The organism is Ruegeria sp. AL2, from assembly GCF_056540845.1.
Genome location: NZ_JBQFXM010000001.1, coordinates 695,816 through 718,731 on the forward strand (window position 1 = coordinate 695,816; position 22,916 = coordinate 718,731).

At 55.9% G+C, this 22,916-nt stretch carries 21 protein-coding genes and 3 tRNA genes; 13 read left to right on the forward strand and 11 right to left on the reverse strand.

Annotated elements, in window-relative coordinates; all coding sequences use genetic code 11:
* The first annotated feature begins 104 nt into the window (after positions 1 to 104).
* The 3 genes from gap (ACR0ID_RS03490) to gap (ACR0ID_RS03500) all read left to right on the forward strand — a co-directional run bounded on the left by gap (ACR0ID_RS03490) (position 105) and on the right by gap (ACR0ID_RS03500) (position 2,408).
* Positions 105 to 1,106 (forward strand): type I glyceraldehyde-3-phosphate dehydrogenase, encoded by a 1,002-nt coding sequence (gap, locus tag ACR0ID_RS03490; protein WP_480516903.1) that lies wholly within the window; start codon positions 105 to 107, stop codon positions 1,104 to 1,106.
* A 71-nt stretch (positions 1,107 to 1,177) separates the two neighbouring features.
* Positions 1,178 to 1,321 (forward strand): hypothetical protein, encoded by a 144-nt coding sequence (locus ACR0ID_RS03495; protein ID WP_480493268.1) that lies wholly within the window; start codon positions 1,178 to 1,180, stop codon positions 1,319 to 1,321.
* Positions 1,322 to 1,403: 82 nt separating this feature from the next.
* Positions 1,404 to 2,408: a type I glyceraldehyde-3-phosphate dehydrogenase gene (gap, locus tag ACR0ID_RS03500; protein ID WP_480603753.1), complete on the forward strand. Its 1,005-nt coding sequence runs from the start codon at positions 1,404 to 1,406 to the stop codon at positions 2,406 to 2,408.
* On the opposite strand, the gene coaD is transcribed toward gap (ACR0ID_RS03500), so the two are convergent.
* From coaD to ACR0ID_RS03515, 3 genes are all read right to left on the reverse strand, one after another.
* Positions 2,400 to 2,891, reverse strand: a complete 492-nt coding sequence (coaD, locus tag ACR0ID_RS03505) for a pantetheine-phosphate adenylyltransferase (RefSeq protein ID WP_209596116.1) — start codon at positions 2,889 to 2,891, stop codon at positions 2,400 to 2,402. The two genes, gap (ACR0ID_RS03500) and coaD, sit on opposite strands and share 9 nt — an antisense overlap.
* 85 nt (positions 2,892 to 2,976) lie before the next feature.
* On the reverse strand, positions 2,977 to 3,414 hold the full coding sequence (locus ACR0ID_RS03510; protein WP_480603755.1) for a CBS domain-containing protein: 438 nt from the start codon (positions 3,412 to 3,414) through the stop codon (positions 2,977 to 2,979).
* Positions 3,415 to 3,474: 60 nt separating this feature from the next.
* On the reverse strand, positions 3,475 to 4,356 hold the full coding sequence (locus ACR0ID_RS03515) for a LysR family transcriptional regulator (RefSeq protein ID WP_480603885.1): 882 nt from the start codon (positions 4,354 to 4,356) through the stop codon (positions 3,475 to 3,477).
* 125 nt (positions 4,357 to 4,481) lie between these two features.
* Between ACR0ID_RS03515 and ACR0ID_RS03520 the strand changes: the two genes are divergently transcribed.
* On the forward strand, positions 4,482 to 5,981 hold the full coding sequence (locus tag ACR0ID_RS03520) for a CoA-acylating methylmalonate-semialdehyde dehydrogenase (RefSeq protein ID WP_209596112.1): 1,500 nt from the start codon (positions 4,482 to 4,484) through the stop codon (positions 5,979 to 5,981).
* 239 nt (positions 5,982 to 6,220) lie between these two features.
* On the forward strand, positions 6,221 to 6,766 hold the full coding sequence (locus ACR0ID_RS03525; RefSeq protein WP_480517736.1) for a L,D-transpeptidase: 546 nt from the start codon (positions 6,221 to 6,223) through the stop codon (positions 6,764 to 6,766).
* 68 nt (positions 6,767 to 6,834) lie between these two features.
* On the opposite strand, the gene ACR0ID_RS03530 is transcribed toward ACR0ID_RS03525, so the two are convergent.
* Positions 6,835 to 7,311 (reverse strand): fasciclin domain-containing protein, encoded by a 477-nt coding sequence (locus ACR0ID_RS03530; RefSeq protein WP_480516897.1) that lies wholly within the window; start codon positions 7,309 to 7,311, stop codon positions 6,835 to 6,837.
* 71 nt (positions 7,312 to 7,382) lie between these two features.
* Positions 7,383 to 8,234, reverse strand: coding sequence for a class I SAM-dependent methyltransferase (locus tag ACR0ID_RS03535; protein WP_480603758.1), 852 nt, complete (start codon positions 8,232 to 8,234; stop codon positions 7,383 to 7,385).
* A 137-nt stretch (positions 8,235 to 8,371) separates the two neighbouring features.
* On the opposite strand from ACR0ID_RS03535, the gene ACR0ID_RS03540 reads away from it, so the two are divergent.
* From ACR0ID_RS03540 to ACR0ID_RS03560, 5 genes are all read left to right on the forward strand, one after another.
* Positions 8,372 to 9,487 carry a carboxylate-amine ligase gene (locus ACR0ID_RS03540; RefSeq protein WP_480472551.1) on the forward strand — a complete coding sequence of 372 codons (1,116 nt, stop codon included), beginning with the start codon at positions 8,372 to 8,374 and terminating at the stop codon, positions 9,485 to 9,487.
* A 110-nt stretch (positions 9,488 to 9,597) separates the two neighbouring features.
* Positions 9,598 to 10,740 (forward strand): acyl-CoA dehydrogenase family protein, encoded by a 1,143-nt coding sequence (locus tag ACR0ID_RS03545; protein ID WP_480493274.1) that lies wholly within the window; start codon positions 9,598 to 9,600, stop codon positions 10,738 to 10,740.
* Between the two features lie 7 nt (positions 10,741 to 10,747).
* Positions 10,748 to 11,788 carry an enoyl-CoA hydratase/isomerase family protein gene (locus ACR0ID_RS03550; protein WP_480553388.1) on the forward strand — a complete coding sequence of 347 codons (1,041 nt, stop codon included), beginning with the start codon at positions 10,748 to 10,750 and terminating at the stop codon, positions 11,786 to 11,788.
* Between the two features lie 3 nt (positions 11,789 to 11,791).
* The gene (gene mmsB / locus ACR0ID_RS03555) at positions 11,792 to 12,664 is read left to right on the forward strand and encodes a 3-hydroxyisobutyrate dehydrogenase (RefSeq protein ID WP_480603762.1); all 873 of its coding nucleotides are present in this window, start codon (positions 11,792 to 11,794) and stop codon (positions 12,662 to 12,664) included.
* Between the two features lie 107 nt (positions 12,665 to 12,771).
* Entirely contained in the window at positions 12,772 to 13,095 is a 324-nt protein-coding gene (locus tag ACR0ID_RS03560) for a hypothetical protein (RefSeq protein WP_209504052.1), read from the forward strand.
* Positions 13,096 to 13,111: 16 nt separating this feature from the next.
* On the opposite strand, the gene uvrA is transcribed toward ACR0ID_RS03560, so the two are convergent.
* The 3 genes from uvrA to ACR0ID_RS03575 form a co-directional block, all read right to left on the reverse strand.
* Positions 13,112 to 15,970, reverse strand: coding sequence for an excinuclease ABC subunit UvrA (gene uvrA / locus ACR0ID_RS03565; protein ID WP_480603765.1), 2,859 nt, complete (start codon positions 15,968 to 15,970; stop codon positions 13,112 to 13,114).
* 177 nt (positions 15,971 to 16,147) lie between these two features.
* Positions 16,148 to 16,224: transfer RNA gene (locus tag ACR0ID_RS03570), tRNA-Asp, on the reverse strand.
* A gap of 45 nt (positions 16,225 to 16,269) precedes the next feature.
* Positions 16,270 to 16,346: transfer RNA gene (locus ACR0ID_RS03575), tRNA-Asp, on the reverse strand.
* A 181-nt stretch (positions 16,347 to 16,527) separates the two neighbouring features.
* Between ACR0ID_RS03575 and ACR0ID_RS03580 the strand changes: the two genes are divergently transcribed.
* Positions 16,528 to 16,602, forward strand: a tRNA-Val gene (locus ACR0ID_RS03580).
* A gap of 138 nt (positions 16,603 to 16,740) precedes the next feature.
* Here the strand turns inward: ACR0ID_RS03580 and lon are convergent.
* From lon to ACR0ID_RS03595, 3 genes are all read right to left on the reverse strand, one after another.
* Complete coding sequence (lon, locus tag ACR0ID_RS03585) at positions 16,741 to 19,149, reverse strand: endopeptidase La (RefSeq protein ID WP_480472539.1); 2,409 nt, start codon at positions 19,147 to 19,149, stop codon at positions 16,741 to 16,743.
* Between the two features lie 279 nt (positions 19,150 to 19,428).
* Positions 19,429 to 20,559, reverse strand: a complete 1,131-nt coding sequence (gene tgt, locus ACR0ID_RS03590) for a tRNA guanosine(34) transglycosylase Tgt (protein ID WP_480603768.1) — start codon at positions 20,557 to 20,559, stop codon at positions 19,429 to 19,431.
* 62 nt (positions 20,560 to 20,621) lie between these two features.
* Positions 20,622 to 21,533, reverse strand: coding sequence for a nucleoside hydrolase (locus ACR0ID_RS03595; protein ID WP_480603771.1), 912 nt, complete (start codon positions 21,531 to 21,533; stop codon positions 20,622 to 20,624).
* Positions 21,534 to 21,708: 175 nt separating this feature from the next.
* Between ACR0ID_RS03595 and ACR0ID_RS03600 the strand changes: the two genes are divergently transcribed.
* Positions 21,709 to 22,599 (forward strand): SPFH domain-containing protein, encoded by an 891-nt coding sequence (locus ACR0ID_RS03600; RefSeq protein ID WP_480603773.1) that lies wholly within the window; start codon positions 21,709 to 21,711, stop codon positions 22,597 to 22,599.
* Positions 22,599 to 22,877, forward strand: coding sequence for an NfeD family protein (locus ACR0ID_RS03605; protein ID WP_480603776.1), 279 nt, complete (start codon positions 22,599 to 22,601; stop codon positions 22,875 to 22,877). Before ACR0ID_RS03600 ends, ACR0ID_RS03605 begins: the two co-directional genes overlap by 1 nt.
* Positions 22,878 to 22,916 lie beyond the last annotated feature (39 nt).

Here is a 22,916-nt window from a genome sequence, read left to right on the forward strand (position 1 = left end):
CGCAGGTTTGCGCTAACACCTTAAAAATATGCCGTTTTTGCCCTTTTGAGATTCCCATTTCGCCGCTATATGGCCCTCAACGCAAGCGCATCAGGAGACGTCACATGACCATCAAGGTCGGTATCAATGGTTTTGGCCGTATTGGCCGCTGCACCCTGTCGCACATCGCCGCGTCGGGGCGTAACGACATCGAAGTGATCAAAGTCAACGCAACCGGCCCATTGGAAACCTCTGCGCATCTGCTGAAATATGACAGCGTTCATGGGCGTTTCCCGCGCGAAGTTTCAATCGAAGGCAACACGATGGATCTGGGTCGTGGCCCAATGCAGATGTTTTCGACCTACGATATGAATGAACTGGACTGGGAAGGCTGTGACGTCGTTCTGGAGTGCACCGGTAAATTCAATGATGGCACCAAGGCCAAAACACATCTGGATCGCGGTGCGGGCAAGGTGCTGCTGTCCGCCCCCGGCAAAAATGTGAACAAGACCATCGTTTTTGGTGTGAACCACAACACCCTGACCGCGAATGACAACATGGTGTCGAACGGCTCCTGCACAACAAACTGCCTGGCCCCGCTGGCCAAGGTTCTGGACGAGGGTGTCGGCATTGAACATGGCATCATGACCACCATTCACGCCTATACCGGAGACCAGCCCACGCTGGACCGTCGCCACAGTGATCTCTATCGCGCCCGCGCTGCCGCAATGTCGATGATCCCGACCTCAACCGGTGCTGCCAAAGCTTTGGGTGAAGTTCTGCCAAACCTGAAAGGCCGTCTGGACGGGTCCGCCATCCGGGTTCCTACCCCGAATGTTTCTGCGGTTGACCTGACGTTCCGTGCGTCGCGTGACACCTCGGTGACCGAAATCAACGCAATCGTCGAAGAAGCAGCCAAAGGCCCGATGCAGCGCGTTTTGGGATTTGAGCCCGCGCCGCTGGTATCAACCGATTTCAACCACACCGAAGAAAGCTCGATCTTCGCACCCGACCAGACCCGCGTCGTCAATGATCGCATGGTGCGCGTGCTGGCCTGGTATGACAACGAGTGGGGCTTTTCGGTTCGCATGGCAGACGTAGCCGTCGCCATGGGCCGCCTTAACTGACCCTTCGGACTTCGCTTGTACGTTGGTGCCCGCTCAGGTTATCTGAGCGGGCATTTTCATTCGGAACCGACATGAACAATCAAATTGCTATGTGGCTTGGCGTCCTATTGCTTGGGGGCATGATGCTGGACGTGGCCTTGTATGGTACCGAGCACATGTTGTTCCTCGGCAAGAAGCTTTACGACTTTCTGGACTGGCTCGCTTTTTGGCGATGACAGAGGTTTTTCTTGACATTTCTCTTGATGTGTAATTGTTAGCGCTAACTCATATAACTGTGATATTTGTACGGAGCGAACCATGACCCTGAAACTAGCGATCAACGGATTTGGACGGATCGGGCGCGGGGTTCTGCGCGCGGTGATGGAAAGCGGACGTACAGACGTTGAGATCGTCGCGATCAACGACTTGGGCAAACCCGACATGAACGCGCATCTATTCGAGTTTGACAGTGTTCATGGCCGTTATCCCAACCCTGTCACGCTTACAGACGCCGGCATGGATGTGGGGCGCGGCCCGATCCGCCTGAGCAGTGAGCGTAATCCCGAAGACCTGCCTTGGTCTGATATCGACGTTGTTCTGGAATGCACCGGGGTTTTCCGCACCCGCGAAGCAGCGGAACGTCACTTTAAGAACGGATCGCGGAAAGTCCTGATCTCAGCCCCTGCACGGGGTGACGGCGGTGTGAAAACCATCGTCTTTGGTGTCAACGATAACGAACTGACCGCCGACGATCTGATCGTATCGAACGCATCCTGCACCACGAATTGTCTTTCTCCGGTTGCCGCAGCTTTGGACGCTGGTCTTGGCATCAAACATGGCAACATGACCACCGTTCACGCCTATACCGCCAGCCAGCCGGTGCATGACACAGTTGGAAAAGACCCCTACCTGTCGCGCGCCGCAGCCCTGTCGATGATCCCCACCACAACCGGTGCAGCCGCCGCTGTGGGGCTGGTACTGCCGCAACTCAAGGGCAAATTGACCGGTCAGGCCATCCGGGTACCCACCCCGAACGTTTCGGTCGTTGATCTGGTTGCCGAGGTTTCGCGCCCAACGACCGAAGATGAGGTCAATCAACTTTTCATTGACGCCGCAGCAAAGATCCCTGGTGTTCTGGCGGCGGAAAGCCGTCCTCTGGTCTCGGTCGATTTCAACCACGACTCGCACAGCTCGACGGTGTCACTGGCAGAAACCAAAGTCACCGACGGCACGCTGGTTCGCGTGCTGGCCTGGTATGACAACGAATGGGGCTTTTCGAACCGGATGCTGGATACGGCCGCCTCGATGGGTGCCCTAGCCTAACCGCTCGCGCAGTGCGGCATTGACACGGGGCGTGACAAACTTTGACACGTCCCCGTTCAAGCGGGCAATTTCTTTCACCAGTTTTGAAGCAATCGCCTGATGGCGTGCTTCGGCCATCAAAAAAACAGTCTCGATCGAGTCGTCCAGTGCGCGGTTCATACCAACCATCTGGAATTCATACTCGAAATCCGCGACAGCGCGCAAACCGCGTACAATGATCTGCGCACCGACATCCCTTGCGCAATCGATCAAGAGATTTTCGAAGGGATGAGCGATGATTTCCGTGCCGGTTTGTTCGGTCAGTTCGGCACATTCGGCCTCGATCATGGCGACGCGCTCTTCCAGCGAGAACAACGGGCCTTTGTCCCGGTTGATGGCGACGCCAATGACCAGTTTATCCACCAATGCAGCCGCCCGGCGAATGATATCGATGTGCCCTATGGTGATAGGGTCAAAGGTTCCCGGATACAAACCAACCCGCATCGCGCCCTCCTGCGCAACAAAATTTCTGCGCAAGCAAACACAACTTTGCTGCAGGTGCAAGTGATTGCTTTGGCACCCATTGCTGTCAGTGCCCCATTATCATGCCTTCCAGGGCGTCTTTTTCCATCGCCAGTTCGGCCAGTTGGGCCTTTACCACGTCACCAAGTGTGACGATGCCGATCAGTTTACCGTCTTCGACAACCGGCATATGGCGAAAGCGCCCTTCTGTCATGCGGGCCATGATATCCTGAACAGAGGCCTGACGCGTCGTCGTGATCAGATCTTGCGTCATGTAGAATTTTACAGGCTGGTCGAGACAGCCACTACCGCTGGCGGCAAGCTCGCGGACGATGTCGCGTTCAGACAGAATTCCAATAGCGGTTTCTCCGCCATCGTCCGAAATAACAACCGTCCCGATCCGCTTTTCCGCAAGAATTTTCGAGGCTTCTGAAACTGTCGCCGTTGGCGCCACCGTTACAACGCCGTTTGTCGCTTTGGACGTCAGGATAGCCTGTACCAACATGAAGAATTCCTCCGGAATAATAACACTTTTTCCAAAGAGTTGCGCGATTGTGGCGACCTGTCAAGCACCGGCATCTGCTTCCAATCGAAGCACTTCCTCGCGAATGCCGCGCGTTAGGGCATCGGCAAAGCGGTTCAGCCGTTCATTGCGCTGATCTCCTTCATGCCGGACCAGATAGAAACTTCGTGTCAGACTCAATTGATCCGTCAGGATTTTCCGTAGCCCCGGATGGAACGGCAACGTAAAGTCATGTGCCACGCAAACGCCTGTTCCCAAACTGACCTGCCGCAATTGCACCGAGACCGAGTTCGATGCAAGCGCGACACGGTCAACCCCAATATCGTTCAGGTAATCCAGTTCGCGGTCAAAGATCATGTCAGGGATGTAACCGATCAACCGGTGCCCCTTGAGGTCAGCGACCGAGTGGATTGGTTCGTGACGTTTCAAATATTCATCGGTCGCGACCATGTGCAGTTTGTAGTCACTGACTTTCTTGACCAAAAGCTGCCCTGCGGTTGGCGCGCTGACGGTCACGGCCATATCGGCCTCGCGACGGGACAGGTTGATCACCCTCGGCAGAGCCAGAATCTGAATATCCAGTTCCGGGTTTGAATCACTGATCCTGGCGCAGACCTGGGGCAACAGGTAATTTGCGCTGCCATCTGGCGCGCCGATCCGGATTTGCCCGCTGAGTGATTTCGTGGATCCTGCCACGGCCCCGGCCGCTGCGCGCATCGCCTCTTCGGCATGCAACCCATGCTCCAACAGGCGCTGCCCTGCCGGTGTCAGGACATAGCCCTGCTGCGACTTGGTGAACAACGCAGAATCCAGCGTCGCCTCCAATCGCGCAACACGTCGCCCCACGGTGGCGGGGTCGATTTTCAGGATACGACCAGCGGAGGAAAGACTTTCCTCGCGCGCCACGGCCAGAAAGATCCGCATATCGTCCCAGTTTGGAGTCACACCGCTTCCTTTTGCATTTTTGCAAAACTCTTTTGAGACATTGCCTCTGTTCGCGGGATTTCTGCAAGCCTATTGTGCGCATAAATCTATCGGAGGAGTTATTGATGCAAGATCTGACCCATTTCCTGAACGGCGAAATGGTCGCCGGTACATCCGGTCGTTTCGACAACGTCTACAACCCGGCAACGGGCGAGGTTCAATACAAGTGCCCGATGGCAAGTGCTGCGGAAACCACGGCGGCGATTGAGGCCGCAGCCGCTGCCCAGCCGGAATGGGGCGCAACCAACCCTCAGAAACGTGCACGTGTCATGATGGCAATGGTCGGCCTGATGAACCGCGACATGGACAAACTGGCCGAGGCACTAAGCCGCGAGCACGGCAAGACCATCCCCGATGCCAAGGGCGACTTGCAGCGTGGTCTGGAAGTGATCGAATACTGCATCGGTGCACCGCAGATGCTGAAGGGTGAGTTTACAGACAGCGCAGGCCCCGGCATCGACATGTATTCCATGCGCCAACCACTAGGTGTCGTGGGGTCGATCATGCCCTTTAACTTCCCTGCGATGATGCCACTGTGGCATGTCGGTCCTGCACTGGCCTGCGGTAACGCCGTTGTTCTGAAACCCTCCGAGCGTGACCCCTCGGTTCCGCTGATGCTGGCCGAACTGTTTGTCGAAGCCGGTCTGCCCAAAGGCGTGTTTCAGGTCGTGAATGGCGACAAAGAGGCCGTTGATACGATCCTCGACAGCGAGATCATTCAGGGCGTCAGCTTTGTGGGGTCTACCCCGATCGCGCAGTATATCTATAGCCGCGCCACAGCAAACGGCAAACGCGCGCAGTGTTTTGGTGGTGCCAAGAACCACATGATCGTCATGCCGGACGCCGATCTGGATCAGGCCGCCGACGCGCTGGTCGGTGCCGGGTTTGGCGCAGCTGGCGAACGCTGCATGGCAATCTCTGTTGCGGTTCCCGTTGGTGAAGAAACCGCGGACAAGCTGATCGAAAAGCTGATCCCACGCGTCGAAAAGCTGAAAGTAGGCCCCTACACCGCTGGTGACGATGTCGACATGGGCCCTGTTGTAACCGCCGCCGCGAAAGAACGTATCCTTGGCCTGATCAATTCGGGTGTCGAGCAAGGCGCAAAGCTGGTTGTCGATAACCGCGACTTCAGCCTGCAAGGTTATGAGGACGGTTTCTTTGTCGGCCCGCACCTGTTTGACCACGTCACTCCGGACATGGACATATACAAACAAGAGATCTTTGGCCCGGTTCTGTCGACTGTCCGAGCAGGTTCCTACGAAGAGGCGATTGGCCTGGCGATGGACCACGAATACGGCAACGGCACAGCGATCTTTACCCGCGACGGTGACACAGCGCGCGACTTTGCGAGCCGGATCAATATCGGCATGGTGGGTATCAACGTTCCGATCCCCGTTCCGCTGGCTTATCACACTTTTGGTGGTTGGAAAAAATCCATGTTTGGTGATCTGAACCAGCATGGCCCGGACAGCTTCAAGTTCTACACTCGCACTAAAACAGTGACCGCACGTTGGCCGTCCGGCATCAAGGAAGGTGGCGAGTTCAACTTCAAAGCCATGGACTGATTTCAGCCTGCACGACCATGGAACCCGGCCCCATTCAGGGCCGGGTTTTTGCATCTTTCCGCCGACCAGCTTTCAAATTCCCCACGCTCACAAGAAATTCAGGTGCGTCGCTCTGGAAAATTGCGTCCAATGGAAATATCTTGCCGCCAAATACACAGCGAGCAGTGAACTTACCGGAGGCAACCTTGTCCCAATCCCGAATAACTCGTCGTTCCGCCCTGCTGGGCGTTGCATCCCTGATGGCGACCCCCGCCCTTGTTCGGGCACAAAGCACTGATGCTTTCCCGCAAACCGAAGACGCGATCAGCACACAGTTGCCGGTACGACGCAATGTGTCGTCCTTCTCGCAGCAAAACTGGCAGGACCATTTTGATGAGCTGGGCGTAGGCTGCCTGTTGGCCGACATTACCAGCCGCGCGGTTCACTATTGGGCACCGGATGGCACCTATAAGCTGTACCCCAGCTCTGTTCCCATGAGCGAAGAGCTTACAAAACGCGGCTACACAAAAGTTGTGCGCAAGACCGAGTTTCCAAGCTGGACACCGACTGCCTCGATGCGCGAGCGTGACCCCAGCCTGCCTATTCGGATCGATGGCGGTGATCCCGGAAACCCGCTGGGCACCCGTGCAATGTACTTGGACTGGCCCGCTTACCTGGTTCATGGCACGCATGACACCCGCAAGATCGGCCGGCAGAGCTCGTCTGGCTGTATCGGCCTTTACAACCAGCATGTCGAAGAACTGTATCCGCTGGTTAAGGTCGGCACACAGGTTCGTTTGATCTAATCTACCAGCTCAGAAAAGCAAAAGCCCCGGTCATACGCCGGGGCTTTGATCTCTTTAGGAACAGAGCGTCATTCCGGCAGGATAACAGCGTCGACCACGTGGATCACGCCATTGCTGGCTTCAATATCTGCCTGTATGACCTTGGCGTCATTCACTTTGACGCCGTTTTTGGCATTCACGCTAAGCCGATCACCCTGAACAGTCAGAACCTTGGCGCGCTTGCCAGCAATGTCGCCGGACATCACTTTGGCTGGTACTACATGGTATGTCAGGATCGATACGAGTTGATCCTTGTTCTCCGGCAACAACAACGTTTCCACCGTGCCTTCGGGTAGTGCGGCAAAGGCTTCGTCTGTCGGGGCAAAGACGGTGAATGGACCTTTTCCTTTCAAGGTATCTACCAAACCTGCGGCTTGAACTGCGGCCACCAACGTGTTGAACGATCCGGCTGCTACAGCGGTATCAACGATATCTGCAGCCTGCGCTTTGAGCGGCATGGCAAATGCAAATGCGGCGGCGGCACCCATAAAAGTACGACGAAACATGGCTGTCTTCTCCTCTCCAGCTTGTTATGGAAAGGGATACGGGGCTTTCGTCACGCCGGATCAGTCTGAGATCATTTTTCTTTTAGCTGCACCCAGATGCTTTGCGCGCGCCCTTCAGCCAAAAAGGGCAAATCGGCGACGGCATCGGGTCGATCCTGTTGCAGGTAATATCCCGGCCAAAGCATTGAATACGCGCCAGATTGCAGCAAAGCGTGCAGCATGTACTGCTCACCCCAACCCGGGCAGTCATAGAAGAACCGCTTGGGGTATTCGTAGGGCAGAAAAACATCGTGCACATGGATCACCACTCCGGGCTTCAGTGTTGGAATGATGCGGCAAAAAAGATGAGCGACGTCGTTGCTCATCCGCACGACGTGGCTGGAATCAATAAACAGGATGTCGCCGGCTTCCAGCTCTGAAAACAGCGCCGGGTCGGCCTCCTCCAGCCGTTTTTGTTCGAACCGATCAACAACATGGGCAATGTCAGCGCGGGGATACGGATCGATTGCCGTAATTGTGGTGTTAAACCCGCTATCGATGACCGCCTGCCGGGTTACTCGGGTCGAGTTACCGCATCCAACCTCGATCACCCGCCGGGGCTGAAAGCGGCGGATCATCAGATACAAGGCATCCGCGTCCGGGCTGTCGTAATAGCCGTTTCCGGTACGATAGCCAGTCTGATTGCGCTCTGGATCCTTCAGCGCCTCTAGCGCATTCTTGTGCATGGCGTATTCACTGGCCAGCTGCGAAATATCAAACCCATCCATCCCCGGGGACAAAGCATAGACGGGGCGCGTCAGACCTCCGGCAGCCTCAAAAGCTTCCAACCGTGTGCGCTCATCCTGTTCGGTGACCTTGTCGACCAGTTTCACACCCAGCTCATCCAGGGCGGCGTTGATCTGCGGGAATTTTCTGGGTTTCAAGTCGCTGGCTCCGTAGTCTTTGCTGCGATGTTCCTTACCTTTGCTAGTCGTTCCTCTGCAAGGACAAGCCGGGCAAACCCTTGGCAAAAAGAAAATTTCCGTATTCACTGATCGAAATAACTACCGCGAGGGCCGCCATGCAGCAGGAATTCACGATCGGGATCGAAGAAGAATACCTTCTTGTAGACCGCGACAGCCTCCAATTGTCCGAAGCCCCCGAAGCGCTGATGGAAGCCTGTCAGAATGATTTCGAAGGTCAGGTCAGCCCCGAATTCCTGCAATGCCAGATTGAAGTCGGCACCCGCCCGCATGCAACCGTTGCTTCGGCGCGCGAGGACCTGAAACGCCTGCGGTCCTGTGTATCAGAACGGGCAGCGGATTATAATCTGTCGCCAATTGCCGTGTCGTGCCACCCTTTCGCAAACTGGAAGGATCAGCATCACACCCGCAAAGAACGCTATGATGCGCTGCAACATGCGCTGGGGGGCGTGGCCCGCCGGATGCTGATCTGCGGAATGCATGTTCATGTCGGGGTTGAAAGCCAAGCATTGCGTTCTGATCTGATGCCGCAATTGTCTTACTTCCTGCCGCATCTTCTGGCGTTGTCCACGTCCTCGCCTTTCTGGAATGGCGAGGATACGGGCCTGTCTTCGTACCGCCTGACTGTCTTTGACAATTTGCCGCGCACTGGTCTGCCGCCGGTCTTTGCAAGCTGGGGCGAATATGAACGCACGACAGGTATTTTGATTGAACTGGGGGTCATTGAAGATACCACTAAGATCTGGTGGGACCTGCGCCCCTCGCATCGCTTTCCAACGCTTGAAACGCGGATTATGGATGTCCAGCCAAGGTTGGAGCACACGCTTTCACTTGCCGCCCTTATTCAGGCGTTGACCAGAATGTTGTGCCGCTTGAAAGATCGCAACTTGCGCTGGCGGCAATATGATCGCTTTCTTATAGGTGAAAACCGCTGGCGCGCACAGCGATATGGTGTGGGCGAAGGATTGATCGACTTCGGCGATCGCTCGATCAAACCCATGTCTGATTTGATCGGTGATCTGATGGGATTGCTGGCCGAAGATGCCGAGGCACTGGGCACAATGTCGGAACTGGCCCGCCTGCGGCAGATTGCCGAAAACGGCACCTCGGCCACACGCCAGCGCCGCGTTCACGCCGAGGCTGCCGCACGAGGAGAAGATCCCGGCAAGGCCGTCGTACGCCACCTGATCGAAGAGTTCCATGCGGATCTTTAGGCACTAACGACAACAGCCCCGTGCCCAGAGCCATTGTTGAACCTGCAAAATTTCTGTAAGAATTCAGAAATAAACAACTGTTCAATTCATTGCCGATGGGAGGGAGCGCCATGGATTTCGCACTCAGCGAGGAACAAACAGCCATTTTCGATATGGCACATGCCTTTGGGCAGGAACATATCGCCCCTTTTGCCCGGCAATGGGAGGCTGATGGAACGATCCCCAAAACCTTGTGGCCCCAAATCGGAGAGCTTGGCTTCGGTGCCCTTTACGTGTCAGAGGCTAGCGGTGGGTCAAACCTGACCCGTCTGGATGCAACCCTGGTTTTTGAGGCCTTATCGATGGCCTGCCCGTCGGTCGCAGCCTTCCTGTCGATCCATAACATGTGCGCCAAGATGCTCGACAATTTTGCCGACGATGACCTCAAGGCGCGCATTATGCCCGATGTTCTGAGCTTGAAAACTGTGCTGAGTTATTGCTTGACCGAGCCCGGCTCTGGATCGGATGCGGCGGCGCTGAAAACACGTGCCGAACGAACCAATGAAGGCTATACGCTGAACGGAACAAAAGCCTTCATTTCAGGCGGCGGATATTCCGACGCTTACGTCTGCATGGTGCGTACCGGTCAGGATGGACCCAAAGGGATATCGACCGTTTACGTTGAAGACGGCACGCCCGGACTCAGCTTCGGCGCGCTCGAGCAGAAGATGGGCTGGAAAAGCCAACCCACCGCGCAAGTTCAGTTCGACGATTGCAAGATACCGGCCGGAAACCTTGTGGGCACGGAAGGAGACGGGTTCAAATATGCGATGATGGGGCTGGATGGCGGGCGGCTTAACATTTCGGCCTGTTCCCTTGGGGCCGCTCAGGCGGGGCTGGACATGACGCTGCAATACATGTCTGAACGTAAGGCTTTTGGCCAATCCATCGACCAGTTTCAGGCCCTTCAGTTCCGTCTGGCGGATATGGAGATCGAATTGCAGGCCGCGCGTACGTTCCTTCGGCAGGCAGCCTGGAAGCTGGATCAGGGCGCATCCGATGCCACGAAGTTCTGCGCTATGGCCAAGAAATTCGTCACTGAGACCGGATCGAAAGTGGTGGATCAGTGCCTGCAATTGCATGGTGGTTATGGCTACCTTGCTGATTACGGCATCGAAAAGCTTGTGCGTGATCTTCGTGTGCACCAGATATTGGAAGGCACGAATGAGATCATGCGTGTGATCGTATCGCGCCAGTTGCTTGCCAATCGCTGAGGCATCCATGTCAGATATCGATATCCGCACCACAGGCCGTGCCGGGCGTATCACCCTGACCCGTCCTCATGCGCTGAACGCGATGACCTATGACATGTGCATGGCCATCGACACAGCGCTGCGCAACTGGCGCGAGGACGATGAGATTGACCTGATCATCCTGGACGCCGAAGGGGAAAAAGCCTTCTGCTCGGGCGGTGATATTGCTGAACTTTATGAAACCGGCACCAAGGGCGATTTCTCTTACGGTCAGAAATTCTGGCGTGACGAATACCGTCTGAATGCCCTGATCTTCGAATATCCAAAGCCGGTCATCAGCTTTCTTCAGGGGTTCGCGATGGGCGGCGGTGTTGGCATCGGATGCCATGGCAGCCATCGCGTTGTAGGTGAAAGTGCAAAGATAGCCATGCCAGAATGCTCCATCGGACTGGTGCCGGATGTCGGCGGCTCTTTGATGCTGGCCCTTGCACCCGGACGCACGGGTGAGTTTCTGGGGACAACGGGCTATCGGATGGGGCCTGCGGATGCGATCTATGCAGGGTTTGCCGATCTTTTCATCCCACAATCACAATGGTCCGATCTGATCGAGCTGCTCGAAGCCTCTGGAAACGCTGAACTATTGGCTGACCATGCTGATACACCGCCTGTTGGTGAATTGGCGAACTTGCAGGCCCAGATCGATCAGCATTTTTCCGGTGAAACCCTTGGCGACGTTCTGAACAGTCTGCACAGCGACGACAGTGAGTTTTCGGAAAAAACTCTGGGCATACTGAGGAAGAACGCGCCGCTTTCCGTGGCCTGCACGATCGAGATTCTTCACCGCCTGCGCACCCCTTCTCTGACCATACGCCGAGCTCTGGAGATGGAGTATCGTTTCACCTACCGCGCGATGGAGCATGGAGATTTTCTGGAAGGTATCCGCGCGCAGATCATCGACAAGGATCGCAATCCGAACTGGCAGTTTCCTGACATGAACGTCCCTCTGGTTGCCGTGTCGAAAATGCTTCAGCCCCTGGGTGCGGACGCCCTGACTTTCGAAGAGGATTAAGAGATGCAAATCGGTTTCATCGGACTGGGAAACATGGGCGCGCCAATGGCGGCCAATCTGGCAAAAGCCGGTCATAAGGTACTTGGCTTTGACACAGCGGGCGTGACGGTTGACGGGGTTACTCCGGCCGAAACCGCTTCGGAAGCCGTCGCAGCGGCCGATGCTGTCATCACGATGCTGCCAAACGGTGCGATTCTGAGGGCCGTTGCCGATCAAATCATTCCCGCAATGGCGCAAGGTGCCGTGTTAATCGATTGCTCGACGGTTGATGTGGAAAGCGCGCGGGCAGTTGCGGATCAGGCCATCAACGCCGGACTGTTGTCCGTAGACGCGCCGGTTTCAGGCGGCATCGGTGGTGCTGCGGCTGGCACGCTGACCTTCATGGCTGGCGGATCAGAGGCCGCGTTTGCCAAGGCATCCCCCCTGTTCGACATCATGGGGCAGAAAGCTGTTCACTGTGGTAAGGCCGGTGCCGGCCAGGCCGCCAAAATCTGCAATAACATGATCCTTGGTGTCACCATGATCGCAACCTGTGAAGCCTTCGCCCTAGCCGACAAGCTTGGTCTGGACCGGCAGAAGATGTTTGACGTGGTAAGTACGTCGTCCGGATACAGTTGGACGATGAACGCCTATTGCCCTGCCCCCGGTGTCGGTCCGCAAAGCCCGGCGGACAATGGGTACGCCCCCGGTTTCGCGGCCGAGCTTATGTTGAAGGACCTGCGCCTGAGCCAGCAGGCGGCAGAGAGTGCAGATGCAGATACACCGATGGGTCAGGTTGCCACCGCGCTTTATGAGCAATTTGTCGAGAATGAAGATGGCAAGGGACGCGATTTCAGTGCCATGCTGCCACGGTTCGAAAAGCGCGGGCGTGAATAAGACAACTGGCGGCATCTTGCCCAACGATTTGACAGATGTTGGGCAAGCGACCATCTAGGCAGTCATGAACAAAAGGCCCGGCTGGCCAAATCGCAAAGGACGGCGACATGACGAGATTTTTGGTGACGACGGCAACTCTGGCGGCTTTGGCCCTTTCCCCGGTTGCCGCGGTTGCAAAGAATAAGGCCGGGCATTGCCCTCCGGGTCTGGCCAAGAAATCCGTTCCCTGCGTGCCGCCTGGTCAGGCAAAGAAAATCTATCGCGATGGTGACTTCATTACCAACGACTACCGTTGGATCAATGACCCCTATCGCTATGGGTTGAACCGAAACTACTCATATGTCCGTGCGGGTGATTACGTGTACCGGGTCGACCCCGAGACACGCAAAGTCCTGAACCTGATCGGCGCGATCGCAGATATCCTGAACTGAGGCCGCGTCTAGGCACTTATTCTGCCGCGACGCGCGCCCCTTTCAGCATCGGCTTCAGGTATCGCCCGGTGTGGCTGCGTTCAACATCGGCTATGTCTTCTGGTGTTCCGGTGGCGACGATTTCGCCACCGCCATCACCACCTTCAGGTCCAATGTCGATGATATGATCCGCAGTTTTGACCACATCCAGATTATGTTCAATCACCACCACAGTATTGCCCTGATCGACAAGTTCGTGCAGCACTTCCAACAGCTTGCGCACATCTTCGAAATGCAGACCTGTTGTCGGTTCGTCGAGAATATAGAGCGTTCGCCCGGTTGAACGCTTCGACAGTTCCTTAGACAGCTTTACCCGCTGCGCCTCGCCACCTGACAACGTTGTGGCTTGTTGACCCACCTTGATATAGCCAAGACCCACACGAGCAAGGGCGTCCATCTTGTCCCGGATTGACGGCACGGCCTTGAAGAACTCCTGCGCATCTTCCACTGTCATATCAAGCACATCCGCGATGGATTTGCCCTTGAACTTGATCTCAAGCGTCTCGCGGTTATACCGCGCGCCTTTGCAGGTTTCGCAAGTCACGTAGACATCCGGCAGAAAGTGCATCTCGATCTTGATGACACCGTCACCCTGACATGCCTCGCACCGCCCGCCTTTGACGTTAAAGCTGAAGCGACCCGGTTTGTATCCGCGTGCCTTAGCCTCGGGCAGACCGGCAAACCAATCTCGGATCGGGGTAAAGGCGCCAGTATAAGTCGCCGGGTTTGAACGCGGCGTTCGCCCAATGGGTCGCTGGTCGATGTCGATGACCTTATCGAGGTGTTCCAGCCCCTTGATGGTTTCACAGGGTGCTGGTGTCTGACGTGCTCCGTTCAGCCGCATTGACGCGGTTTTGAACAATGTCTCGATGGTGAGGGTGGATTTACCCCCGCCAGACACTCCGGTGACACAAACGAATTTGCCCAAGGGGAATTCGGCTGTGACATTCTTCAGGTTGTTGCCTGTGGCCTTGACCACCGTGACTTTCTGCTTCTTGCCTTTACGGCGCTGTACCGGAACTGCGATTTCACGCGTTCCTGCAAGGTACTGCCCGGTAATGGAGGCCGCATCCGCCGCGATTTGCGCAGGCGTTCCATGACTGACCACCTGCCCGCCATGTACACCTGCTCCCGGACCGATGTCGAAAACATAGTCAGCTTCGCGGATGGCTTCCTCGTCATGTTCTACAACGATCACCGTATTGCCCTGATCCCTCAGGTTCTTGAGCGTGCCCAGAAGCCGGTCATTGTCTCGCTGATGCAGCCCGATCGAAGGCTCATCCAGCACATAGAGAACCCCGGTCAGCCCCGAGCCGATCTGACTGGCCAGACGAATACGCTGGCTCTCGCCACCTGACAGTGTTCCGCTTGAACGGGACAGCGTAAGATATTCCAAACCAACGTTATTCAGGAAACCAAGTCGCTCGCGAATTTCCTTGAGAATGGCGCGGGCAATTTCGTTTTTCTGGGCGCTCAGGTGGTTGGGCGCGTCTTCGATCCACGCCAAAGCCTCACGGATCGACATCTGCACCACCTGCCCCACATGCAGCCCGGCGATCTTTACCGCCAGCGCTTCGGCCCGAAGCCTGTAACCTTCGCAGGCGCCGCAGGGACGATTGTTTTGATATCGTTCAAATTCCTCACGAATCCATGCGCTGTCGGTTTCGCGGTACCGGCGTTCCATATTCGGGATCACGCCTTCAAAACTGCGGGTCACCTGATAGACGCGCCCACCTTCGTCGTACCGGAACTGAATTTCATCATCCCCGGACCCACGCAGAAAGACCTCCTGCACATTTTTAGGCAGGTTTTTCCAGGGCGTGTTCTTGTCAAACTCGTAATGGCGCGCAATGGCCTCGATGGTTTGTAGGAAATACGGGGATTTACCCTTGCGCCATGGGGCCAAAGCGCCATCGTAGAGTTTCAGCGTCTGGTCCGGCACCACCAGGCGCTCATCGAAAAACAACTCGACCCCAAGACCGTCGCAATCCGGGCAGGCACCGAACGGCGCGTTGAATGAAAACAGGCGTGGTTCGATTTCGGGAATGGTGAAACCGCTGACCGGGCAGGCAAAATTCTCGCTGAATGTGATGCGTTCCGGATCATCCACACGCGGGGCAGTTTCCAATATGGCAATCCCGTCCGCCAGATCCAGAGCGGTGCGCAGGCTGTCGGCCAGGCGCGTTTCCATACCTTCCCGCACGACCAGTCGATCAACAACCACATCGATATCGTGACGGAATTTCTTATCCAATACAGGCGGTTGATCCAGTTCGTAGAACTCTCCGTCCACCTTGACGCGCTGGAAACCCTGTTTGCGCAGCTCCAGGAATTCTTTTTTGTACTCACCCTTCCGATCTCGCACGATGGGGGCCAGAAGATAACCGCGCGTACCGACTTCCATTGTCATGATCCGGTCGACCATGTCCTGCACCTGCTGCGCTTCAATCGGTTGCCCGGTGGCTGGGCTGTAGGGCGTTCCGGCGCGGGCAAACAGCAGACGCAGATAGTCATAGATCTCGGTTACCGTGCCCACAGTTGAACGCGGGTTCTTGGACGTCGTCTTTTGTTCAATCGAAATTGCCGGAGACAGGCCGCTGATGTGATCGACATCCGGTTTTTCCATCATATCCAGGAACTGCCGGGCATAGGCCGAAAGGCTTTCGACATACCGGCGCTGGCCTTCTGCATAGATGGTGTCAAACGCCAATGAGGACTTCCCCGAACCCGACAGTCCAGTTATGACCACCAACTGATCCCGAGGGATATCAACGTCTATACCTTTGAGGTTATGTTCGCGCGCGCCGCGCACCTCGATATTCTTCAGCTCAGCCATATGCGGCCCCCAACAAACAAGTGGTTAAGAGATAGGCGAGCCAGACCAAGACTCCAACAGAAAAGTTAGAACATTTAGTGAACAGTCGAATTTTCGCCGATCAAAACCTGCAATGAACACAGGATTGACTAAAGGTGCCTAAAAAGGCGCAACCCTTGATCTGTTAGAGGAGGAAAATGGCGCGGTTGACGGGGCTCGAACCCGCGACCCCCGGCGTGACAGGCCGGTACTCTAACCAACTGAGCTACAACCGCGCATCTATTTTCGTGGCCTTTAACCTGGACCAAGGATGGCAGCGATGGCGCGGTTGACGGGGCTCGAACCCGCGACCCCCGGCGTGACAGGCCGGTACTCTAACCAACTGAGCTACAACCGCCCGCTGCAAGTTCATTGCTGAACGTTTGGGTGTATTATGGCTACGCTCGGGCAGCGTCAAGCGGCGTTTTCAAGTTTTTTGTCAAATTCCAGGTTTTTGTATACGGCGCGATTTTTTGCGGATGCCGCGGGTTCTATTTCCCTTGCAGCCAACCTTCGGGAAAGATATCACCCCGTCCCATGGGTGATTAGCTCAGTGGTAGAGCGCTTCGTTCACATCGAAGATGTCAGCGGTTCAAATCCGTTATCACCCACCATTTTCAAAGCTCGCCGATGCCCAAAATGATACACTGGTTTCATCCAGCGTTGTGGCGCTGCATGTTGCAGTTTTCACTACATCCCTCGACAAATAAAGGCGAAGCTATTGCTTCGCCTTTATTTGATTTTCCAAAGACTTAATGCGCCGTTGCGGAAGGTCCGGTATTACCGGTCGACGCGGCGGCCGCTGCTGCGGCTTCTTCCGCGGCTTCATCCCACTCGATCGGTTCAGGTTTGCGCACCAATGCGTGTTCCAGAACTTCCGAGACATGTTTGACCGGGATGATCTTCAGCCCTTCTTTGACGTTGTCCGGGATATCCGCGAGATCCTTTTCATTCTCTTCCGGGATCAGAACGGTCTTTATCCCACCACGCAGCGCGGCCAGTAGCTTTTCTTTCAATCCACCAATCGGCATCGCATTCCCGCGCAGTGAGACTTCGCCGGTCATCGCGATGTCTTTCCGAACCGGAATACCGGTCAGAACCGAGACAATCGACGTGACCATGGCCAGACCTGCCGATGGGCCATCCTTGGGTGTCGCCCCATCCGGCACGTGAACGTGAATGTCGATCTTGTCAAACTGCGGCGGCTTCACCCCGATCTGAGGCGAAATCGAACGCACATAGGACGAAGCGGCGTCGATGGATTCCTTCATCACATCGCCCAGCTTACCGGTCGTCTTCATCCGCCCTTTGCCGGGCAGTTTTAACGCTTCGATATGCAGCAGGTCGCCACCTACTGACGTCCAGGCAAGACCGGTGACAACACCAACCTGATCGTCCTGCTCGGCCAGGCCGTAACGGAATTTCGGCACGCCCAGGAAATCTTGCAGGTTTTCGGGTGTAACCTTAACGGTTTCCGCATCCTTCTTGATGATCTTGGTCAACGATTTGCGCGCGACCTTGGCGATTTCACGTTCAAGGTTCCGTACGCCCGCCTCGCGGGTATAGGTGCGGATGATCTTTTGCAGCGCCTCATCGGTCAGTTCGAATTCCTTGGCTTTCAAACCATGGTTCTTGACCTGTTTGCTGATCAGGTGCTGCTTGGCGATCTCACGCTTTTCGTCCTCTGTGTAACCGGCCAACGGGATGATCTCCATCCGGTCAAGCAAAGGCCCGGGCATGTTGTAGCTGTTCGACGTGGTCAGGAACATCACGTTGGACAGGTCATATTCAACCTCAAGATAATGGTCCATGAACGTGTTGTTCTGTTCCGGGTCCAGCACCTCAAGCATCGCGGATGCTGGGTCGCCCCGGAAATCCTGTCCCATCTTGTCGATTTCATCCAACAAAATCAGCGGGTTCGTGGTCTTCGCCTTTTTCAACGCCTGAATGATTTTGCCGGGCATGGAGCCGATATAGGTCCGACGATGGCCCCGGATCTCGGATTCGTCTCGAACACCACCCAGTGAGATGCGAATGAACTCACGCCCGGTAGCTTTGGCAACCGACTTACCCAGAGAGGTCTTGCCCACGCCCGGAGGGCCGACAAGGCAAAGAATCGGCCCTTTCAGCTTTTTCGAGCGCTGCTGAACCGCGAGGTATTCAACGATCCGTTCCTTGACCTTCTCAAGCCCATAATGGTCCGCGTCCAGAATCTCCTGCGCGCGGCCCAGATCCTTTTTGACACGGGATTTAGTGCCCCAAGGCAGAGCAAGAATCCAATCCAGATAGTTGCGCACAACTGTGGCTTCGGCCGACATAGGTGACATGTTCTTGAGCTTCTTAAGCTCACCCTCGGCCTTTTCCCGCGCTTCTTTCGACAGCTTGGTTTCGGCGATTTTGGCTTCCAGTTCAGCAACTTCGTTGCTGCCGTCCTCGCCATCGCCAAGTTCCCTCTGAATGGCCTTCATCTGCTCATTCAGATAATACTCACGCTGCGTCTTCTCCATCTGGGATTTGACACGGGTCTTGATCTTCTTCTCGACCTGCAGAACAGACATCTCGCCCTGCATCAGGCCATAGACCTTCTCAAGCCGCTCGCTGACGCTGAGGGTTTCCAGAAGCTCCTGCTTTTGTTCGACTTCTATGCCCAGATGCCCGGACACAAGGTCGGCCAGCTTCGCAGGCTCGGTGGTATCGCCTACTGCGGTCAGTGCCTCTTCGGGGATGTTCTTGCGCACTTTGGCGTAACGCTCGAACTCATCCGCGACAGTGCGCAACAGCGCTTCGGTCGTGGTGACGTCGCCGGGAATTTCGGTCAGGTATTCCGCGCGGGCTTCGAAAAACTCTTCGTTTTCCAGAAACTCGGTGATCTGAACGCGCGCCTGCCCCTCGACCAGCACTTTCACCGTGCCATCGGGCAGCTTCAGAAGTTGCAGCACATTGGCCAAAACGCCGGTGCGGTAGATGCCTTCTTCATCCGGATCGTCAACGCCGGGATCGATCTGGCTGGACAACAGAATTTGCTTGTCATCCTGCATCACCTCTTCCAGCGCGCGGACCGATTTGTCACGGCCTACGAAAAGCGGCACGATCATATGTGGGAACACCACAATATCGCGCAGCGGCAGGACGGGGTAGGAGGAATTCAGAGGCTCTTGCATGCTCTATCCTTATCGTTGGCAAGACGGAACTTGTCCCTCATCGAGGCAACATTTGTCCGTCTCCTGTCTTGGACGATAAAGGTGGGGCCTCATCGCCCATTTTCAACCTTACCGCCATGTATCACCAATCAGAATGAACCGAGGTTTGGCGGACTGCAAGGCGTGCCGGGAACATATCCACCAAAATAGTAGGATACGCCCCGGTCTTGCGCGATCAGTCGCCAGAAAACAGCCCGGCTGCGCAGAACTGGCAGATTTCTTCCTGGAGAGGGCAAAATATCACAGCGGTTCGATATCCCCCTGCGCGCGTTGCGCGTGGAAATCGGCCTGCCAGGCTTCGAACGCACCATCCGCAATCGCGTCGCGCATGCCGGCCATGATCTCCTGAAAATAATGCAGGTTATGCCATGTCAGCAACATGCCAGAGATCATCTCATTCGCGCGGAACACGTGGTGCAGGTAAGCGCGGGAATAATTCGAACAAGCCGGGCAAGTGCAGCGTTCGTCCAGCGGCCGCGGATCGTCTGCGTGACGGGCATTCTTGATGTTCACCACACCGTAACGGGTGAAAACCTGCCCTGTTCGCCCAGACCGCGAGGGCAACACACAGTCCATCATGTCGATCCCGCGGGCAACAGCACCGACGATGTCGTCGGGCTTGCCAACGCCCATCAGATAGCGCGGCTTGTCCGATGGCAGGAAATCGGGGGCATAATCGAGACAAGAGAACATGGCCTCCTGCCCTTCGCCGACCGCCAGGCCACCAACTGCGTAGCCTTCGAAACCGATAGATTTCAACGCCTCGGCGCTTTCTTCGCGCAGGTCTTTTTCCAGCCCACCTTGCATGATGCCAAAAAGCGCATGCCCCGGACGATCGCCAAACGCATCGCGCGACCGTTCGGCCCAACGCATCGACAGGCGCATTGACTCGGCAATGCGGTCACGATCCGCTGGCAGCGCAGGGCATTCATCGAAACACATGACAATGTCCGAGCCCAACAGGCGCTGGATCTCCATCGACCGTTCCGGCGTCAATTCGTGCTTTGATCCGTCGATATGAGATTTGAAGGTCACGCCCTTTTCAGTCAGCTTGCGCAAACCGGCCAGCGACATGACCTGAAATCCGCCGGAATCTGTCAGAATGGGCCGATCCCAGTTCATGAATTTGTGCAGTCCACCCAGTCGATCAATACGCTCAGCGGTCGGACGCAGCATCAGGTGATAAGTGTTCCCCAGCAGGATGTCTGCCCCGGTCGCCCGAACGCTTTCCGGCATCATCGCTTTGACCGTTGCCGCAGTGCCAACCGGCATAAAGGCAGGCGTTCTCACGTCGCCGCGCGGTGTGCTGATCACTCCGGTCCTGGCCTTGCCGTCTGTTGCCTTCAGATCAAAAGAAAACTGTTGGGTCATGTCATCCCTCGGGTCGCCGAACCGGGCAGGCTTTGCCCGATCCGTTTGGTCTTTGCAACCCGTCAGGGTAGCGAGGCAACACGGTCTGTAAACAGTTGAACAACCCCTGCCCCGTCGACGTCGCGGCAGACCCGAACTACGGGAAGTTCCGGATCAGGTCGCGTTGCCCCCTTCTGGTCGCCTTCGGTGACAACCCGCAGACCCGTTTCGACCATGTCAAACATGGCACCATGAGAACAAGCGATCACAGCCGTCGAATCGTGCAGGCCGCAGCCTTCCAGACCACCGACGTCCTTGTAGAACTTCAGGTAAAAGCGAGAGATATCGCGCAGAAAGGACCCCATATCAGGTGATCGCATTGCCAGGCTTTCGAAATCCGCAGTCTCGTAGAGCGTTTTCAGCGTGACATCCAAACCGACAAGAACGGTTTCCGGCGGCGTGGCAAAGACCTCTTCAGCGGCAATCGCATCATGATAGATGTTGGCCTCAGCATGTACTGTAATATTACCCGGGCAGTACACCGCCCCGCCCATTATAACCAAACGCCCCAGATTGTCGGCGAATTCCGGATCCAGACGAATGGCGTTGGCGATGTTGGTCAGAGGGCCCACGGCGCAAACCACCAGTTCTTTCTTATGGGTTCGTGCCATGTCGACCAGAAATTCAGCAGCCGGCAGGGCGTGGTTACTTCCAATCTCGGGAATGTCAGTCAGGTCACCGAATCCTTCGGGACCATGCACATGTTCGGATGGCGAATGCGCATCGGCACCCAATGCAACGGCAGCCCCTTCCGCGACAGGCAAATCCAGACCCAGTTTATCTAGCAGGAACCGGGCATTGCGGCTGGATTGATGTACATGCGTGTTTCCAAACACCGTGGTCAGGCCGATCAGCTCGATCTCGGGTGCTGCAGCGGCATAGGCGATAGCCATGGCATCATCGATGCCAGGATCTGTATCGATTATCAGTTTCATCCCCGCCCGATACCGCAAACAATTAGGGATGCAAAGCGGTCACAGCACGATTTTTCGATACAGCGTTTCATTATCGAGGCATTTGCATGGGACTGCTTTCCCCTCATACCAGAGTTGAAATTGAGCGACTCAATCGCCACATGTATACTATAGTACACAAAAACAAGAGGACAGTATGACCGAAGACCAAATCATCGGATTGCTTTCGTCAAACATCATTTACCTGCTGGCCGCGGTGCTGGTAATTGTTATCATTTTCAAGGGCATCAAGATTGTGCCTCAGTCCGAAAAATATGTGGTTGAACGGTTTGGGCGCCTGCATTCCGTGCTTGGCCCCGGCATCAACTTTATCGTTCCGCTGCTGGACATTGCGCGCCACAAGATCTCGATCCTGGAACGCCAACTGCCAAACGCGACGCAGGACGCAATCACCAAGGACAACGTTTTGGTGCAGATCGATACATCGGTCTTCTACCGTATTCTCGAACCTGAAAAGACGGTCTACCGAATCCGCGACGTTGATGGCGCGATTGCTACCACTGTCGCCGGGATCGTTCGCGCCGAGATTGGTAAAATGGATTTGGATGAGGTCCAGTCGAACCGGTCCCAACTGATCACGCGTATTCAGGAAAGCGTTGAAACCGCTGTCGATGACTGGGGCATCGAAGTCACCCGCGCCGAGATTCTGGACGTAAATCTGGATCAGGCCACCCGTGACGCCATGCTGCAACAGCTGAACGCCGAACGCGCCCGTCGTGCGCAGGTGACAGAAGCCGAGGGCAAGAAGCGCGCAGTCGAGCTGCATGCCGACGCCGAGCTTTATGCGGCGGAACAAACCGCCAAGGCGCGGCGCATTCAGGCCGAAGCCGAAGCTTATGCCACAGGTGTGGTCGCCAAGGCCATTCAGGATAACGGCATTGAAGCGGCCCAGTATCAGGTTGCCTTGAAGCAGGTTGAAGCCCTGAATGCGCTTGGAAACGGTACTGGCAAGCAAACTATTGTTGTGCCTGCCAACGCACTGGAAGCCTTTGGTGATGCATTCAAAATGCTAAAAGGAGGAAATTGATGGCAGACCCCTTCTGGTTGACCTGGTGGATATGGCTCGCCGCCGCATTGGCGCTGGGTATCCTTGAGATTGTCTTGCCAGGGTTCATTTTTCTGGGCTTTGCAATCGGAGCCGCAGTCACGGGCCTTATCCTTGCCGTATCCGGAATGGCTCTGTCTTTGAACGTGTTGGTGTTGATCTTCGCAGTGATGTCACTGATTGCGTGGCTTGTTTTGCGGAAACTGTTTGCATTGCCGCAAGGTCAGGTCAAAACCTTCAACCACGACATCAACGACTAAATTGCCGCGGCGCCCCTATCGGCGCCGCCGCCCTACTGG